Origin of the sequence: Xanthobacter variabilis (genome assembly GCF_043831965.2) — a bacterium.
In the GTDB taxonomy this organism is placed as follows: domain Bacteria; phylum Pseudomonadota; class Alphaproteobacteria; order Rhizobiales; family Xanthobacteraceae; genus Xanthobacter.
Genome location: NZ_CM195533.1, coordinates 2151456 through 2167435, shown reverse-complemented (window position 1 = coordinate 2167435; position 15980 = coordinate 2151456). Strand labels below are relative to the sequence as shown.

At 65.4% G+C, this 15980-nt stretch carries 11 protein-coding genes and 1 CRISPR repeat array; of the genes, 2 read left to right on the top strand and 9 right to left on the bottom strand.

The window, feature by feature from the left end:
- Nucleotides 1-8: 8 nt before the first annotated feature.
- Nucleotides 9-977, bottom strand: coding sequence for a LysR family transcriptional regulator (locus V5F26_RS09385; RefSeq protein WP_394054605.1), 969 nt, complete (start codon nt 975-977; stop codon nt 9-11).
- 706 nt (nt 978-1683) lie between these two features.
- On the opposite strand from V5F26_RS09385, the gene V5F26_RS09380 reads away from it, so the two are divergent.
- Both V5F26_RS09380 and V5F26_RS09375 read left to right on the top strand, forming a co-directional pair.
- Complete coding sequence (locus V5F26_RS09380) at nt 1684-2019, top strand: hypothetical protein (protein ID WP_394947416.1); 336 nt, start codon at nt 1684-1686, stop codon at nt 2017-2019.
- Nucleotides 1976-2575 (top strand): hypothetical protein, encoded by a 600-nt coding sequence (locus V5F26_RS09375; protein WP_394947417.1) that lies wholly within the window; start codon nt 1976-1978, stop codon nt 2573-2575. The genes V5F26_RS09380 and V5F26_RS09375 overlap by 44 nt, the downstream gene beginning before the upstream one ends.
- Nucleotides 2576-2577: 2 nt before the next feature.
- A CRISPR array of direct repeats spans nt 2578-3269; the repeat unit is 32 nt; unit sequence GTTTCGATCCACGCCCCCGCACGGGGGGCGAC.
- Between the two features lie 184 nt (nt 3270-3453).
- On the opposite strand, the gene cas2 is transcribed toward V5F26_RS09375, so the two are convergent.
- The 8 genes from cas2 to V5F26_RS09335 all read right to left on the bottom strand — a co-directional run bounded on the left by cas2 (nt 3454) and on the right by V5F26_RS09335 (nt 15374).
- Nucleotides 3454-3744, bottom strand: a complete 291-nt coding sequence (cas2, locus tag V5F26_RS09370) for a CRISPR-associated endonuclease Cas2 (protein WP_234052525.1) — start codon at nt 3742-3744, stop codon at nt 3454-3456.
- A 3-nt stretch (nt 3745-3747) separates the two neighbouring features.
- Complete coding sequence (cas1c, locus tag V5F26_RS09365; protein ID WP_394947418.1) at nt 3748-4761, bottom strand: type I-C CRISPR-associated endonuclease Cas1c; 1014 nt, start codon at nt 4759-4761, stop codon at nt 3748-3750.
- Nucleotides 4762-4795: 34 nt separating this feature from the next.
- Nucleotides 4796-5254, bottom strand: coding sequence for a CRISPR-associated protein Cas4 (gene cas4, locus V5F26_RS09360; RefSeq protein ID WP_394947590.1), 459 nt, complete (start codon nt 5252-5254; stop codon nt 4796-4798).
- Between the two features lie 19 nt (nt 5255-5273).
- A complete protein-coding gene (gene cas7c / locus V5F26_RS09355) occupies nt 5274-6215 on the bottom strand; it encodes a type I-C CRISPR-associated protein Cas7/Csd2 (RefSeq protein WP_394947419.1) in 942 nt (313 codons plus the stop codon).
- A complete protein-coding gene (cas8c, locus tag V5F26_RS09350; RefSeq protein ID WP_394947420.1) occupies nt 6205-8037 on the bottom strand; it encodes a type I-C CRISPR-associated protein Cas8c/Csd1 in 1833 nt (610 codons plus the stop codon). The genes cas7c and cas8c overlap by 11 nt, the downstream gene beginning before the upstream one ends.
- The gene (gene cas5c, locus V5F26_RS09345) at nt 8034-8699 is read right to left on the bottom strand and encodes a type I-C CRISPR-associated protein Cas5c (protein ID WP_509210553.1); all 666 of its coding nucleotides are present in this window, start codon (nt 8697-8699) and stop codon (nt 8034-8036) included. Before cas5c ends, cas8c begins: the two co-directional genes overlap by 4 nt.
- Nucleotides 8700-8842: 143 nt before the next feature.
- On the bottom strand, nt 8843-11158 hold the full coding sequence (locus tag V5F26_RS09340; protein ID WP_394947421.1) for a CRISPR-associated endonuclease Cas3'': 2316 nt from the start codon (nt 11156-11158) through the stop codon (nt 8843-8845).
- Between the two features lie 481 nt (nt 11159-11639).
- Nucleotides 11640-15374: a vitamin B12-dependent ribonucleotide reductase gene (locus V5F26_RS09335; protein ID WP_394947422.1), complete on the bottom strand. Its 3735-nt coding sequence runs from the start codon at nt 15372-15374 to the stop codon at nt 11640-11642.
- Between the last annotated feature and the right edge of the window lie 606 nt (nt 15375-15980).

Here is a 15980-nt window from a genome sequence, read left to right as displayed (position 1 = left end):
AGCCGTGTTCACGAATGGGCTCGCCCAGGCCGTGCGGAGGAAGCCGTCGCCGGAGCCTTCGGGTCGGGCCCGCTCCGGTCAAGGCCGCGTGTATAGGCCGCGGCCTGTTCCAGCAACCAGGCACGGAAGGCAAGTAATGACGGCCTCTGGCTCAGAGCCTCCGGATAGACGAGGTAATAGGCATCGCTATCCGACGAGTCCGGCTCGGCGAGGGCTCGCAGACGCCCCTCCTCAATATGCCGCTGCACGAAGAAATCCGGCACGAGCGCGATTCCAAGGCCGGCTTCCGCTCCGCTGATCAGCATGGTGTGGAGTTCGTAGCGGGCACCGCGAACGGCGCGCGCATCATCCACGCCATGATGCCCGAACCAGTCTTCCCACGCATTCGGCCGCGTCGTCGAATGCAGCAGCGGATAGGCGAGAAGATCCCGCGGCGAGCGGATTTCTCCGCTGATGAGAGCCGGAGCGCAGACGGGCACCACGCCTTCCCCAAAGAGATAGTCGAGCTGCGCAGAGGCCCAATAGGGTCTGCCATAATGGATCGCGGCCTCGAAATGCGTCTCCTCGAAGGAAAAAGCTTCCGTTCGCACCCCCATGTTCACACCAACGTCGGGATGCCTCGCATTGAAGCTGGGCAAGCGCGGGATCAACCAATGGGAGGCAAAGGTAGGCAGCACCGCCAGTTCCAGCTGCGCGCCACCACCATGGGACATCAGGGATGCGGTATCCCGGTTCAAGGCCTCAATCGAGCGGCGAACCTGGGTCGCGTAAAGCCGCCCCGCGCGCGTCAGACGCACACGCTGCTTGACGCGCACAAAAAGCGTGACGTCGAGATTGCCTTCCAGCAGGGCGATCTGCCGCGAGATAGCGCTTTCCGTCAGGCAAAGGTCCCTGGCGGCCAGAGTGAAACTCTCATAGCGCGCCGCCGCCTCGAAGGCCAATAAAGTTCCAATATTCGGTATTCTCACCTTGCGCATATGTGATGATTCTCGACAGACTGGATAATAAAACCTGGGCCTTGACGATATCCAGAGCGTGGCCATATCGCAATCCATCCCACGGGGTGGACGGGACGGTTGGCGCGGGACGCACCGACGTCTTCCGCGGCTGCGGCGGGGGCACACAAGCGGTTTGGCACCCCAGGCGCCCGGTGCCGCGAAGCGCGACGTGACGATGGCAAGCCCCGAACGGCACTCACCATCACTACGATCAGCCCTCGAAAGAGCCACCTCCCGGAACGTTTTGAGGCGCGGCCTCCTGGAGCGTCCCGACAAGCCGTGCGATACCGCACGCGTGCGAGGTCCATGCGCGTTCAGCCATAAGCTGAGGCACCGCCCCGGCTTCACCAAAATCGTCGCTTCGGCATCCTTTCTCCGCCACCGCAGAACACTGCAAGGCCGTGCTATGGCCAGAAATCGCTATTCATACCAACACGAGAATATGTATGATGCCAATGCGCCTGTGTCCGGATTTTATATTTCAGTTATTTAGAAAAATACAAAAACTCTACGATCCGTTAGTGTGTATATACAACTACTCTGCGCAATACTGCTTTTCACCAAAGGCCACTTCCTTGCGGCGTCCCGCGCCGCCTTTGTTGCCTCAGTAGCCATCGGAGCGTTGAGCGCACCGGCTTTCGCCCAGACAGCCTCAGTTGGGGCGACCGTCTACTACAAAAATCGGATGACCGGCCCCAGCGGCGGCAACGCGCACGAGTCCTGTTTCGACAAGCCCGGGGACGGCCACGGCGGGCAACCCGGTGGCAGCATCGACGCAACCGTATCCTATGGCGGCGCCTCCGGCTCCACCTATGACGGCACATTGATCGTCGCCAGCTCGACGGACGGCAAGGGGGGCACGGGCGGCTCGGGCGAACACTGTGGCTATGCCGGCGGCGGCGGTGGCACCGGCGGTTCCGTGACGCTGAAAACGTCCAGCCTGTCGGGGACCTACAAATTCAATTACACGGGAATTTATGTTCTCTCCCAACGCGGCCAGTGGCAACGTGGTGGTCGTTAATTACGGCGGCATCATCTCCAACTCGCCGACCACCGGCAATGCGGAGAGCCTGGTGGCCCAGGCCCTGGGCGGCTCGGGCGGCAATGGCGGCTTTGCGGTGACCGGGTCCGTGTCGAACAGGGACCTGTCCCTGGCGGTCGGCGGCGGTGGTGGTGCCGGCGGAACTGCGGGCGCCGTCTTCAATGAGGGCGTGATCCAGGCCGTCGGTCCGTTGTCGGCGGGCCTGGCGGCGCAAAGCCTCTGCGGCGCGGGCGGCGCCGGTGGCGGCAGCCTGGTCGGCGGGGTCGCCAGCGATACCAGCCTTGGCGTGAACGTGGGCGGCGTGGGCGGCATCGCCAGCGGTGTCGACGTCTACACGACGTCGATCTCGACCGCCGGCGATCAATCGCCCGGCATTGTCGCCCAAGCCATTGGCGGGGCCGGCGGCTCGGGTGGATGGGACGTGGCGGGCACCATCGGCAGTAGCGTCTCGGCCAACCTGACCACTGGCGACACCGGCGGTGCCGGCGGCATGGTTATCTTCGTGTCCACGAATCCGGCTGCAGCTCAGATGTGAGAGTTTCGATCCACGCCCCCGCACGGGGGGCGACGCCGGAACCGCTCGTCGTCGCGCGCCCGCTCGTCGTTTCGATCCACGCCCCCGCACGGGGGGCGACCAAATTCAGAGAGCATGCTGCTTAAGCTCGCGATGTTTCGATCCACGCCCCCGCACGGGGGGCGACCCGCGAGGGCAGCCGCCCCCTTCCGTGTTTCACGTGTTTCGATCCACGCCCCCGCACGGGGGGCGACTCAGCGCGCGGTCTTCGCGGCCGGTCTTGATGGGTTTCGATCCACGCCCCCGCACGGGGGGCGACTCCATCACCGTCGGTTACGAACAGCTCGCGCTCATGTTTCGATCCACGCCCCCGCACGGGGGGCGACATCATCCGAGCCATAGGCGAGGGGAACCTCATAGTTTCGATCCACGCCCCCGCACGGGGGGCGACTTCCGAGGATGTCCTCGAAATGGTCGCTAGTGATGTTTCGATCCACGCCCCCGCACGGGGGGCGACCTTGAGCTGGCGCGCCTGAGTATCGAGTTGGTTCTGTTTCGATCCACGCCCCCGCACGGGGGGCGACCTTCATTTGCAGCAGGGAACCGGATGCCCTCCTGTTTCGATCCACGCCCCCGCACGGGGGGCGACATGGATGCTAGGAAAGGCCGGAATGGCCCAAACGGTTTCGATCCACGCCCCCGCACGGGGGGCGACCGCCCGTCTCTAACACCCTGCCGCCACGCTGAAAATGCCGTTGTCCGCGCGAACCGACCGGCGGTGAGGGGCTGACGCCGCTCGATGCCGGGCTTGATTTGCGTGAAGTCGTAAATTTCCCATGCCTTAGTGGGCGCGCGAACCGTCTAGGCTCCGTATGTGGGCTTCAGGTTCGCGCTGGCCTTCAGAACACCAACGGACCGTCGAGATCCTGGACGGGTTTGGCGCCGACATGCTCGACCCTGCGCCGGCCTTCCGCGCCCAGCCGATAGAAACGCAGACTGTCCGTTGAGGCGTCTATCTCGGCAATCAATCGCGATTTGAGAATGACCCACTGGGAAGGGTCGACCTCGCATTCGAACACGGAGTTCTGCACCCGCTGTCCGTAATCGAGGCACGCCCGCGCCACGCGGCGGAGCCTGCGGCGGCCCGCGGCAGTCTCGGTGCTCACGTCATAGGCCACAAGCATCAGCATGCGTCATTTCCAGATGAAACCCGGATAGCCGTCGATGTCGCCGCGCAGATGGCGAGCCAGCAACTGCGCCTGCGCATGAGCGACAAGGCCCAGCGGCATCTTCTCATTGAGGAAGGGATGGGTCAGCTCCTCCCGCTTGCGCTCCTGCCAAGCCACCAGGACACGCTTGCGTGCCTCATCGGTCAAGCGCACGCCGCCCGCATCCTCGACCTTGAAATCTCCTGGCGCGAGCTGTCGGCGGTTGACAAGACTGAGCACGAGGCGATCCGCGACCACAGGCCGAAGCTCTTCCATCAGATCGAGGGCGAGCCCCGCGCGGCCCGGTCGATCGGCATGCAGGAAGCCGACCTGGGGATCGAGGCCGTGAGTTTCGAGGGCAGAGCGACAATCATGGCCGAGCAGAGCATAAAGAAACGACAGCAGCGCATTGATCCGGTCGAGCGGCGGACGGCGCGAACGTCCACCGAAGACGAAGGCGGGATCATCGCTCCGCAGAAGGTGGTTGAAGCAGCCGAAATAGACCTGCGCCGCCTCTCCTTCCAAGCCGCGCAGCAGGGCGACTTCCGCCGCGATGAGGGAGCGGCGGGCCACATCGGTGAGCCGGCGCTCTGCCACTTCCAACATCTCCCGGTCAGAGGCCGGCATGGTGCCGCCATGATCGCGCAGGGCGCGGCGGATCACCGTGCGCTGGTTCGCGGCTTTCGCCGCCACGATCCCGCGCACGATGGGCACCGTTTGTCCAGGGGTGTCCGCTACGCGGAACTGGGTGCGCCGCAGCAGCACATTGCCGGTGCGCGGGCCCTCGACGCGGGCGAGAAAGCGGCCATTCGGATCGAGGAGCGACACCGTGATGCCGGCCTCGGCGCAGGCGGCCAGCAAGGCCGGCGAGGCGCCCGGCCGGCCGAAGCTGACCACCCCTTCCAGCATGTGCAGCGGCGCGCGGCCACGCTCCGCTCCGGCCACCTCGACGACGAGATTGGCGCCGTCCTTGCGCAGCCAGGCATCCTCGCTGGTCACTTAGATGGTGTTGAGCATCCGCCGCATAGCGCCCTCACCCCTTCAATTGAGCAGCAAGCCAGAGCGCGATGGAGGGCGGGTGCTCCAGTCGCACCGGCTGGCATAGCGCCTCCAGTGAGCAACGACGGCAACCGGCTATGTGGACCGGAGCCGGAGTGCTCTGCGCCATGATCATGGCGCGGGCCGCCGCCGCCGTCTGCGTCGTCAGGGCGCGCAGGGCGTCGTCGAATATCACGCTCTGGCGGCGACGGGTCTCGCCATAGAACAGCGCCCCCTCGGGCACTGCGACGCCGAAAGCGTCCTCAAGGCAGATCGCCTGGGCGCAGAGCTGCACCTCGTCCGCGCGGTGGGCCTTGGGCTTGCCCCGCTTGTATTCCACCGGAAACGGACGGATGTCCTGCGCGTCCGCACGACCGAGGAACTCCACCACATCGGCCTTGCCGCTCACCCCGAGAGCCACCGAGCGCAACGCCACCCCTCGGGCGATGCGCATCACCCGAGGGGCGGCGTTCCTACCGCTCGATGATCTCGATGCCGTCCGGCAGGCCGTCGCGTTCGACGGTGATGGCATAATCCTCAAAGCTGCGCGGCGGTGGGGCGTTGTCGAGCCGCTCATCGCCGGGCGGATAACACTCCCCCTTGAACATCCGGCAGACCTTCACCCGCTCGAAGAGCTGGCTTGCCTGCGCATTGCCGAGCTGCGAGGCGTGCCGGAAGATGACAAGCTTGCGCGTCGCCATTTCGCCGCGCGCGGCGGAACGGTCGTGCTCGAACATGTTGGAGAGGGCCTCGAACAAAAGGTCGAGGTCCGCATCGGAAAAGCCGGTGCCCTTGACCGGATGGGAGGCGAGCGGCGCCGACACAAAGCCATGGGCGCGATAGAGGCCATAAGGCACGATGTGCTTGCGTCCCATGGTGCGCCCGCCCTTCGCCTCCGCGTCGGCCTCCGTGGTCGCGGCGAGGCGGGTGATGGAGATTTCAAGCGGCAGGATGGGCTCGACGGACCGCGCGAAGCCGATCTGCACCGGCCCGCGCACCTGCCCGGCATTCACGCCGGTGGTCATCACCGCGCCGAAGGTGCGGATGTCCCAGAAGTTCGCGCACATCCAGCGGGTGAGCGCGCGAGCCTTCTCCTCTTCCTTGGGCCCCTTCTTGAGTTCTTCCGCCTTGGTCACCTCGGGCATCACGGCCGCCCAGGCGCGCTTATGCTCATTGTTGAGGGTCGCGCCATCGCGCATGTAGATTTCGTGGCCGGGCGCATCGGGCCGCGCCAGCGCCACGTAATTGCGAATCTTGCGCTTCAGCGCCACGTCCGAGACCAGCCCCTGATTGGTCTCGGGATCGAGGCGCGGCATGTTGCCGGAGTCCGGGTCGCCGTTCGGGTTGCCGTTGATCACATCGAAGAAGAGCGCGAACTCATGCCGGCGCGCGAGGCCGCTGGTTTCACTCGTCATTGCTGCTGTCCTCTGCATCGCTCTCTTCGATCTCCGCCTCCGCGCGGTCGGCGAACTGGCCCTTGCGCTGGTGGTAGTAGCCGAGCACAAAGCGCCCCTGCGCCTCGAGCGGGAGCGTGCGGGGCATGTGGTCGCCGAGATGGCCGGCGATCTCCTCGATCTCCCGTTCCAGCCAGGCGCCCTTGCCACCCTTGCGCAGCTTGCCCAGATGGTTTTGCGCGCCGCGCATCAGCAGGGGGAAGACGCTCGCGGGCGTGGCCGAGGCCGCGCCGAAATAGCGATCGCGAATGGTGGCGTTGACCTTGCCCAGGGCCATGCGCTGGGCCGTCTCATAGGCGGCGAACAGGCGCCCGAGCTGATAGGCCGGACTGGGACTATCCTTTTGGAGACTCACCGGCGGATCCTCCGTGGCGTGTTGGGACTTATCGGGTGCTTGCCGATCAATGGTCTTCAGTCGGGCATCGCGGGCGAGCACGGCCTTGATCACGGCGGCGTGCCAGCCGGTCAAGGGATCGTCTCCGGCGCGCAGCCGCATGATCGCCGTGGTGAGCAGCGAACGCGGATAGCGCGTGCCTTCCAGCACCGCGCGCGTGACCTCGCCGGCCAGCAAGGGCGGGATATTCTCGAACTTTTCCTTCAGCGAACTGTTTTTCTGACGAACCGTTGTATGGGCAAGGAGCCACTCTATCGACGGCGGGCGCTCGCCCCAGGGATGGGGAAGGATGGCAAGGTCGCGGTAATGATCGGCGAGGCGTTCGACGAAGGTGCCGAAATCGTCGCTGAGCCAATAGCGCACCGAAAGACGCGCCGCATTCGGCGCGAGACCCAGCACATGAAAGCGCGTGCCGGGACTGAGGCGCGCATCGAGCGCCTCGACCGGACGCCCTTCCATGACGTGCTCCAGCGTTTCGCGCACCTTTTTCGCTTCGTCGGCGTCATCCGGCGGCTCGGCCAGGGCGGCGAAGACATCCTCGGCCGCGCGCGCCTGCGCTTCGTCGACCGTCTGCGACGTGTCGGCCCAGAACACCACCGTGGCATCACCGATACCACGTGCAAGACGATTATGGCTGGTCCGCTCCAGCATGCCGTTCAGGGCGGCGCCATAGCGGAAGGCAGCGTCCCGGGAGGTCGGCGCATTGTCGCCCTGCTCCTTGCCGTAAGAGGCGAAGGCGTCAAGATTGAACGATACCAGCGAGGCCCCCGAGGACTGCGCGCCGCTCACCTCCTTGATGGTCGGATGAAGCCGCTCCGCGACGGCGGGCGTCCCGGTTACAAGGCATGGCACCACGCGGCCCTCGCTTCCCGCTCTTTTCGAGATCAGTGCACGCGCCGCCGCGCGCTCGTGGATGAAGCTGTTCTCTCCCTCCAGGCGAAAGACGATGTTGGTGTCCAGCATGTCGGACGTGAACGGTGGCGCGTCGAAGCGTTCCGGCATCCAGCCTTCGAGAAAGCGGCGCAGCGCGAGCAGCCCCAGGTCATCGGTCGATGCCAGCAGTTCGAGATGGGCAACCTTGAAGGCCTCGTGCTCCTGCGCCGTGCGCTTCCCGTCTCCCGCGGTGCGTCCGAGCACATAGGACGTCTTGTCCCAGAGGAGGTTCGGCAAAATGCCGGCCGTGCGTTTCACCGCAGCGGGCACGGAGCGAAGTTGCGGCACGAGGCGCTTCCCGCTCGCGAGGCGCAAGTCGAGCACGGCGCGTGGCGTCCCGTCCGGCGCGATCTCGATGGCGAAGCTGATCTTCTCGCGCGAGAAGCCGGGCGCTTCCGCCTCCCCCCGTTCGGCCATCCGATCGTAATAATGATCGAGCGACTGCAGAAGCGTCATGACACGGTGCCCTCGGCAAGGCAGCTTTTCACATCGAGGACGCCCCCCTTCAGCCGAGCATGGAAAAAGTGCGACGTCGCGTTGTCGGCGAAGTCGATGTCATGGAGCATCCAGCCGAGATCGCGCTCGCGCTGGTCTTCCGGGAGGGTGCTTTCGGGCAGCGGCGCGCCAGGAGGGATGAGGGCGAAATCAGCCACGCATTCACGGGTTCCGAGGCAGGGCCGGTGGAAGCATTGCCCCGCCGCCGCGCGGCGATTGAACATGCTCAGATGTTTGGCCTCGGTGTCCGAGGCCCCGGCCCGGGCGGTCAGCTCGAAATGCGCCTCGATCACATAGGCGACGTCGTTCAGAAACAAGGTCGCGCGCTGCTGCCGGTTGTCCTCCACCACGAGGCCGAGCCCGTCGGTGCTGCCGGCCCGCATGGCCCGGGCGGCGGTGACGGCACTGGCCTTGGCTCCCACCTCATTGCGCCGGAAGGACTGGAAGCGGATGGGCTTCAGCACGTGGATGGCGTCGACCACCCAGCAGATCGCCGGTTTCCAGTGGATCGCCTCGAGAATGCCCCGCGCGGCTGAAGGCGTCATCACGTCATAGGAGACGCGCTCGACTTTCATCTCCGGCCGCGTGAAGCAGGCGCGCTCTCCCCAGACGTGCAGCCGCACTCCATAAGACATGCGAATCGCCCCCCTCGAACACCTTATGCGAGAATATTTCGCACCGGCAATCAACAAGCCCGGAAAGGCAACAAAGTCGCACCGAGCACGACAATTCAGAGCAAAACACACGAGAACATAACCGCTTCGGGCTACAGCACGTTCTGTCCCGCATCCCGATAAGTCATGTCCTCCAGATCGATCCCGGTTTGCGCGCGATAATGCGACATATCGGGAAACCGCAGCATCGCCTCCCCGAGCGACGGGTGGACGGGGGTCAGCACACCGCGCGCCAGCCATTCGTCCCGGGCCCGCTTCGGGATCGGCACAACATATTGCTGCAGCCGTCGCAGGTCCGCCGAATACGGGCGCTCCTGCGCCGCGATGCGCGCCAGAAGCGTCTCTGCATCATCGTCGTCCGGCCCTGCGCTCCATGGCACGATGACCGGCTCCATGATGTCCTCGATCATGCGAAAGGCTTCGGCGATGGACCTGAACGGAAATGACAGGTCCGCGGCAGATTCAGCAATGGCCGGCAGGATGCCCGGATAGGCCCCGACCCGCGCCGCATCGAAGACTTTCTTGGCATCGCCCTTGCGCCAGTAGAGTTCGGAGAAATAGTGGCGTACCGCCTCCAGGCCCAGCACGTCCGAATGCTTATCCAACACCGGTTGCGCCGCCTGCCAGCGCTGCTTGATGTCGTGCTGAAGATGCCCCTCCGCGGGCTCGAAGATCACCACGCGGCCCAGCCTCGGGCAGCCATCCTCATCCCTCAGCTCGCCCTCCCGGTTGGCCCGTCCCGCGGCCTGAGCGATGGCATCAAGGCCTGCCGCGGCGCGCCAGACCTCGGGAAAGCTGATGTCCACGCCGGCCTCGATCAGTGAGGTCGCCACCAGCCGCACCGGCGCCCCCGCCTGAAGCTTTTCCTTGAGATCCGCCAGCACCATGCGGCGATGCCGGGCGCACATCTGGGTGGACAGGTGGGTGGCGCCGGGCAGATCCGCGATCGCCTCGAACAGCATCCGCGCATGGCGACGCGTGTTCACGATGCACAGCATCTGCGGCTGCTCAGCAAAGCGCACGGCGATGGCGTTGTCCGCGACCGGCGCCGTCATCCGCTCCACCGCCACGCGCTTCAGCTTCACATAGAGCCCCGCGGGGTCCGGAGCGAGCTCCCGGTCCGCCGGCAGATCGAGGCCCATCGGATTGCCCCTGGCATCGTGCAATGCCGCGTCGATCTTGCGGAACGCCGGTTGGGTCGCGGTACACAGCACCACGCTGGCGCGGTAGTTCAGCGCCAGTTGTTCGATGGCCGCAAGGCTCGGCAGCAACAAAGGCAGCGGCAGGGTCTGCACCTCATCGAGCACGACCACGCTGCCCGCGATATTGTGCAGCTTGCGGCAACGCGAGGTGCGGTTGGCAAACAGGCTCTCGAAGAACTGCACCGCAGTGGTGACGACGATGGGGACGTCCCAATTCTCGGCCGCTCGCCGCAGCTTGGCGAGGACGTCCGGGGCCTCGTCATCGGCCTTGCGCTGGCCGCGCGCCTTCTCCCAATCGAAGCTGGCGTGATGTTCCAGAATGTCGTCGGCGGCCCCCAGAGCCTTCCGGAACACATCCGCTGTCTGCTCGACGATGGAGGTGTAGGGAATGACGTAGATGATCCGCCTGAGGCCGTGTCGCACCGCATGTTCGAGCGCGAAGGAGAGAGAGGCCAGAGTCTTGCCGCCGCCGGTCGGCACGGTGAGGCTGAAGAGTCCGGGCGAAAGCGTCGCCTTGCCCAGCGCATGGTCGAGGATGTCGGCGCGCAGTGCGTTGAGCGGGGTGGATGCAGCGCCGACGCGTTTCGCGGCCATGAAGATGCGCAGACGATCACGCAAAGCGGACAGGTCGCTGTGCCCGCCGCGTTCCACCCGCGCGCCGGTCGCCCCCGCGTAGAAGCGCTCGGTCGCGATGAAGTCGGCATCGACGAGGCACGAGAACAGCATCCGGACGAGGAAACTGGTCGCGAAACCTTTCGGGCCTCCGCTGGGCAGAGGCTGATCCGGCGCCAGCCTCGCCCGCTCCGCAAGGGGGCCGGCATGGTCCTGCCAGCCAGCCGGAATGCGCTGCTTGGCAGCCTCCATCCGGCGCAGCAGATCCTCGCTATCTGCCAAGCCCGCATGGTGAGCGGCAATGATGGCGGCAATGATCTTGCCGAGATGCGGGCCATATTGGTCCAGCGCGATGCGCCCGCCGGCAGCGGAATGGTCTCCGCCGGACGGTCGCCGATCGGCGATATAGTCCTGGAATTCCGGTGAGAGCTTACCGATGTCATGAAGCTGCCCGGCGAGACGTAAAACCTCGGCCCACCCCAAGCATTCGGCGAACCCCGCAGCGAGTGCCCCAACAGCCGCGCCATGGTCTCCAAGTCTTTCCCAATGCTCAAAGGACACGTTGGGGAGCGAATGGGCGTAGGCATCGGCCATGGATGTTCACGCATGTGACGGGTTGGGAAAGTCGGGCGCCTATGCCAAATCAACCTTTCATGGCGGAGGAAGACTGACGAGAGGAAAAGCCCAGATGCAACTCATTTTGAACCTATCCTCGGGTCCTTCATCGTACAAGCACGCGTTCGAATTCCTTTAGCTTTTCTCGGAACTCAGATGGTTCGTCATGACAACTATCGAAAGCAAAGCGGCCTTACAGACCCACAGATATGGGTGCCCGCTTAGGGTCAGGAGCGGGCTCGCCCGCCGTTCATCTGCGGCTGCGGGAAAATCGGCTACCGTCATGGGACAGTCTCCAACAAATAGAAAGGGCCCGCCGCAACTTGCGGCAGGCCCTTTTAATCCCTGAACACCTCTTTTCGCTGTCTGCGCCAACCTTTGGCTGCCGATGAGCGAAACTATGGCGTCAAATGCTCATCCTTTGGGTGCCTTCACAACAACAGTGAGGCCAGCCCTCAGATCAGCTGCAGCCGGTGGTGGCGCCGCAGGTGTCGCACTTTAGGCAGGTGCCGTTGCGGACCAGGGTGAAGTTCATGCACTCCGGGCAGGCCTCACCCTCATAGCCCTTCGCTCGAGCCTCCGCGCGGGCCTCGGCTTTGCGGGCCGAGGGGCTCCAGGACAGCGTCGTCTCAAGGCCGCTTTCCGCCAAAGAGAGCTCGGCCTCCGCCGTATCGGTCTCGCCTTCCGCAAGCTCCGCCACTTCCGGCTTCAGCGCGGTGGCGCCTTCGGTGCGGGCGCGCAGGACCGTGACATTGTCCGCGGAAGCGCGCGGCTCGCTCGGAACGGCCTGCGCCGCCGCCAGCAGGTTCACCGTCTTGCCGCGAACCAGCCCCTTGGACACGATGCGCGCCGCCGGATTGGTGGGCGCCTTGCCCTCGTCGGCCCCCTTGCCCAGGGCATCGAAGCCCGTGTCATGGGGGTCCACGTGGCCGAGGTCATTGCGGCCAAGATAGCTCACCGCCAGCTCGCGGAACACATAGTCCAGGATCGAGGTGGCATACTTGATGGTGTCGTTGCCCTGCACCGGGCCCGCCGGCTCGAAGCGGGTGAAGGTGAAGGCGTCCACATACTCATCCAGCGGCACGCCATATTGCAGGCCCAGCGAGATGGCGATGGCAAAATTGTTCAACAGCGACCGGAGAGCTGCGCCCTCCTTATGCATGTCGATGAAGATTTCGCCCAGGCGGCCGTCGTCATATTCGCCGGTGCGCAGATAGACCTTGTGGCCACCCACCAGTGCCTTCTGAGTGTAGCCCTTGCGGCGGTCCGGCATCTTGTCGCGCGCATGGACGGGGCGCTCGACAATGCGTTCCACCACCCGCTCGACGATCTTCTCCGCCACCACCGTGGCGCGCGCGGCCGCCGGCTGCGCCATCACGGCTTCCACCGCATCGTCCTCGTCCTCGTCATCCGCCACCAGCTGGGCGTTGAGGGGCTGGGAGAGCTTGGAACCGTCGCGATAGAGCGCGTTGGCCTTCAGCGCCAGGCGCCAGGAGAGCAGGTAGGCCGCCTTGCAGTCCTCCACGCTCGCCTCGTTGGGCATGTTGATGGTCTTGGAGATGGCGCCCGAAATGAAGGGCTGGGCCGCCGCCATCATGCGGATGTGGCTTTCCACCGACAAATAGCGCGTGCCGAGCCGCCCGCAGGGCGAGGCGCAATCGAACACCGGCAGGTGCGCCACCTTCAGGTGCGGCGCCCCTTCCAGGGTCATGGCGCCGCACACATGGATGTTGGCCGCCTCGACGTCCGCCTTGGAGAAACCAAGGAAGGACAGGAGGTCGAACTTCGGATCGGCCAGCTGCGCAGCCGGCACCTTCAGGGTCTGGATGAGGAATTCCTCACCGAAGGTCCAGCGGTTGAAGGCGAACTTGATGTCGAACGCGGTCTTCACCGCGGCCTCGACCTTCTGAATGGCCGCGTCGGTGAAGCCCTTGGCGCGCAGGGTGGAATGGTTGATGGCGGGCGCCTGGGCGAGGGAGCCGTGGCCCACCGCATAGGCCTCGATCTCGGCGATTTCCGCCTCGCCATAGCCGAGCGCCCGCAGGGCCTCCGGCACGGCGCGGTTGATGATCTTGAAATAGCCGCCGCCGGCCAGCTTCTTGAACTTCACCAGGGCGAAGTCGGGCTCAATGCCGGTGGTGTCGCAGTCCATCACCAGGCCGATGGTGCCGGTAGGGGCGATGACCGAGACCTGGGCGTTGCGATAGCCATGGCGCTGGCCGAGCTCCAGGGCCTTGTCCCAGGCCGCGGCGGCATGCACCACCAGGCGCTGGTCCGGGCAGGAGGCACGATCGAGCGGCACCGGCGTCACCGCCAGGTCCTCATAGCCCTCGGCCTCGCCATAGGCGGCGCGGCGATGGTTGCGGACCACCCGCAGCATGGCGTCTTCATTGGCGCTGTAGGCCGGGAACGGGCCGAGCTCCCGCGCCATCTCGGCGGAGGTGGCATAGCACACACCGGTCATGATGGCCGAAAGGGCGCCGCAAATGGCCCGGCCCTGGGCCGAGTCATAGGAAATGCCGCTGGACATGAGCAGGCCGCCAATATTGGCGTAGCCCAGGCCCAGGGTGCGGTATTCATAGGAGAGCTCGGCGATGCGGCGCGAGGGGAACTGCGCCATCAGCACGGAGATTTCGAGCACGATGGTCCACAGCCGCACCGCATGCTCATAGCTCGCCACGTCGAACTGCTTCGCCGCATCGCGGAACTGCAACAGGTTCAGCGAGGCGAGGTTGCAGGCCGTGTCGTCCAGGAACATGTATTCCGAGCACGGATTGGAGGCGCGGATGTCGCCGCCCGCCGGGCAGGTGTGCCAATCATTGATGGTAGTGTGGAACTGGATGCCCGGATCGGCGCAGTGCCAGGCGGCCGAGCCGATCTTCTCCCACAGGTCGCGGGCCTTGATGGTCTTGGCCACCTTGCCGTCAGTGCGGCGGATGAGGTTCCAGTCCGCATCCGCTTCCACGGCGCGCAGGAAGGCGTCCGTGACGCGCACGGAATTGTTGGAGTTCTGGCCGGCCACCGTCAGGTAGGCCTCGCCGTCCCAGTCCGTGTCGTAGATGGCGACGTCGATGTCCTTGTAGCCCTGGCGCGCGAACTGGATCACCCGGCGAATGGCGGCATCGGCGATGGCGGCCTTGCGGGCGGCCTTGATCTCGCGCTTCAGGGCCGGGTTCTTCTCGGGATCAAAGCAGGAATCAGCCTCGCCGTCGCAGTTCACGCAGGCCTTCATGATGGCCTTGAGGTGCTTGGCGTTGAGCTTGGAGCCGGTGACGAGCGCGGCCACCTTCTGCTCCTCGATCACCTTCCAATCCACGTAATTCTCGATGTCCGGATGGTCGGCATCCACCACCACCATCTTGGCGGCGCGGCGCGTGGTGCCGCCCGACTTGATGGCGCCGGCCGCGCGGTCGCCGATCTTCAGGAAGCTCATGAGGCCGGAGGAACGGCCGCCGCCGGACAGGCGCTCGCCCTCGCCGCGCAGGGACGAGAAATTGGTGCCGGTGCCCGAGCCATACTTGAACAGGCGCGCCTCACGCACCCACAGGTCCATGATGCCGCCCTCGTTCACGAGGTCGTCGCCCACCGACTGAATGAAGCAGGCGTGGGGCTGGGGGTGCTCATAGGCCGAGGTGGAGGCCTTCGCCTCGCCGGTCTCGTGGTCCACATAGAAGTGGCCCTGGCCCGGTCCGTCGATGCCATAGGCCCAGTTGAGGCCGGTGTTGAACCACTGGGGCGAATTGGGCGCCGCCATCTGCATGGCGAGCATGTAGCGCAGCTCGTCGAAGAAGGCCTGGGCATCGCCCTCGTTGTCGAAATAGCCGCCCTTCCAGCCCCAATAGGTCCAGGTCCCGGCGAGACGGTCGAACACCTGCTTGGCGGAGGTCTCGCCGACGATGCGCTCCTTCTCCGGCAAAGCGGCAAGGGCCGCCTCGTCCGGCGCCGAGCGCCACAGGAAGGCGGGAACGGTGTTCTCTTCCACCTTCTTCAGGCGCGCAGGCACGCCCGCCTTACGGAAGTACTTCTGGGCGAGAATGTCGCTCGCCACCTGGGAGAATTGCGCGGGAACCTCGATCCCCTCCTGGCGGAACACCACGGAGCCGTCGGGGTTCTTGATCTCGCTCACGGTCTCGCGGAACGCGATGTCCGCGTAAGGGGAACGGCCCTCCAGCGTGTAGCGACGTTCAACGCGCATGACCGGTGCTCCTTCCGATCGGCCTCCATGAGGCCGTAAATTATAGCAGCTAAATGTAGCGGGCGTGACTCACCGACGAGCGCAACGCGTACACGTCGCCCCGGACCGTCACTTGCATGTTCGAAAAGCGCGCCGAACCCACCTGCCGATCCCATGACCGAAAGGAATGCCCGTCGCGGAGGAGACGGACGCTAGGCGAGTCCCCGGCGTCCGTCAAACTCAGTTTGGCCTCGATTTGGGTGCTTCGCCGCCTCAGCTCTACTAAATATAGTACCGCCGCACCCGTTAATAAATCCCTAAGACGCCAGGGCTGGAGCGGGTTTCAGGGCCATCGGCGCGGATGGCGCCACGCCCTGCGGCCAGGCCCCAGTCGTCACCGTCATCCACAGGTCACGATGGAACAAATGGCGGGCATGATCGCCCCGCCCCTGGGGCAAGCCACAACATATGGTAGCCCGGAAGGGAGCTGATGGGGCTATGCGTTGCATCACCGCGCGGTGGGGCGGTGTCGCCGCTGCCGGCGACCGCGTGTGAGTCGCCGCCTGCGGGCCCGGGCCGCTTTCGGGTGAGGAGGAGGCAGGTCGGCGCGAGGGGCGCTCTTCGGCT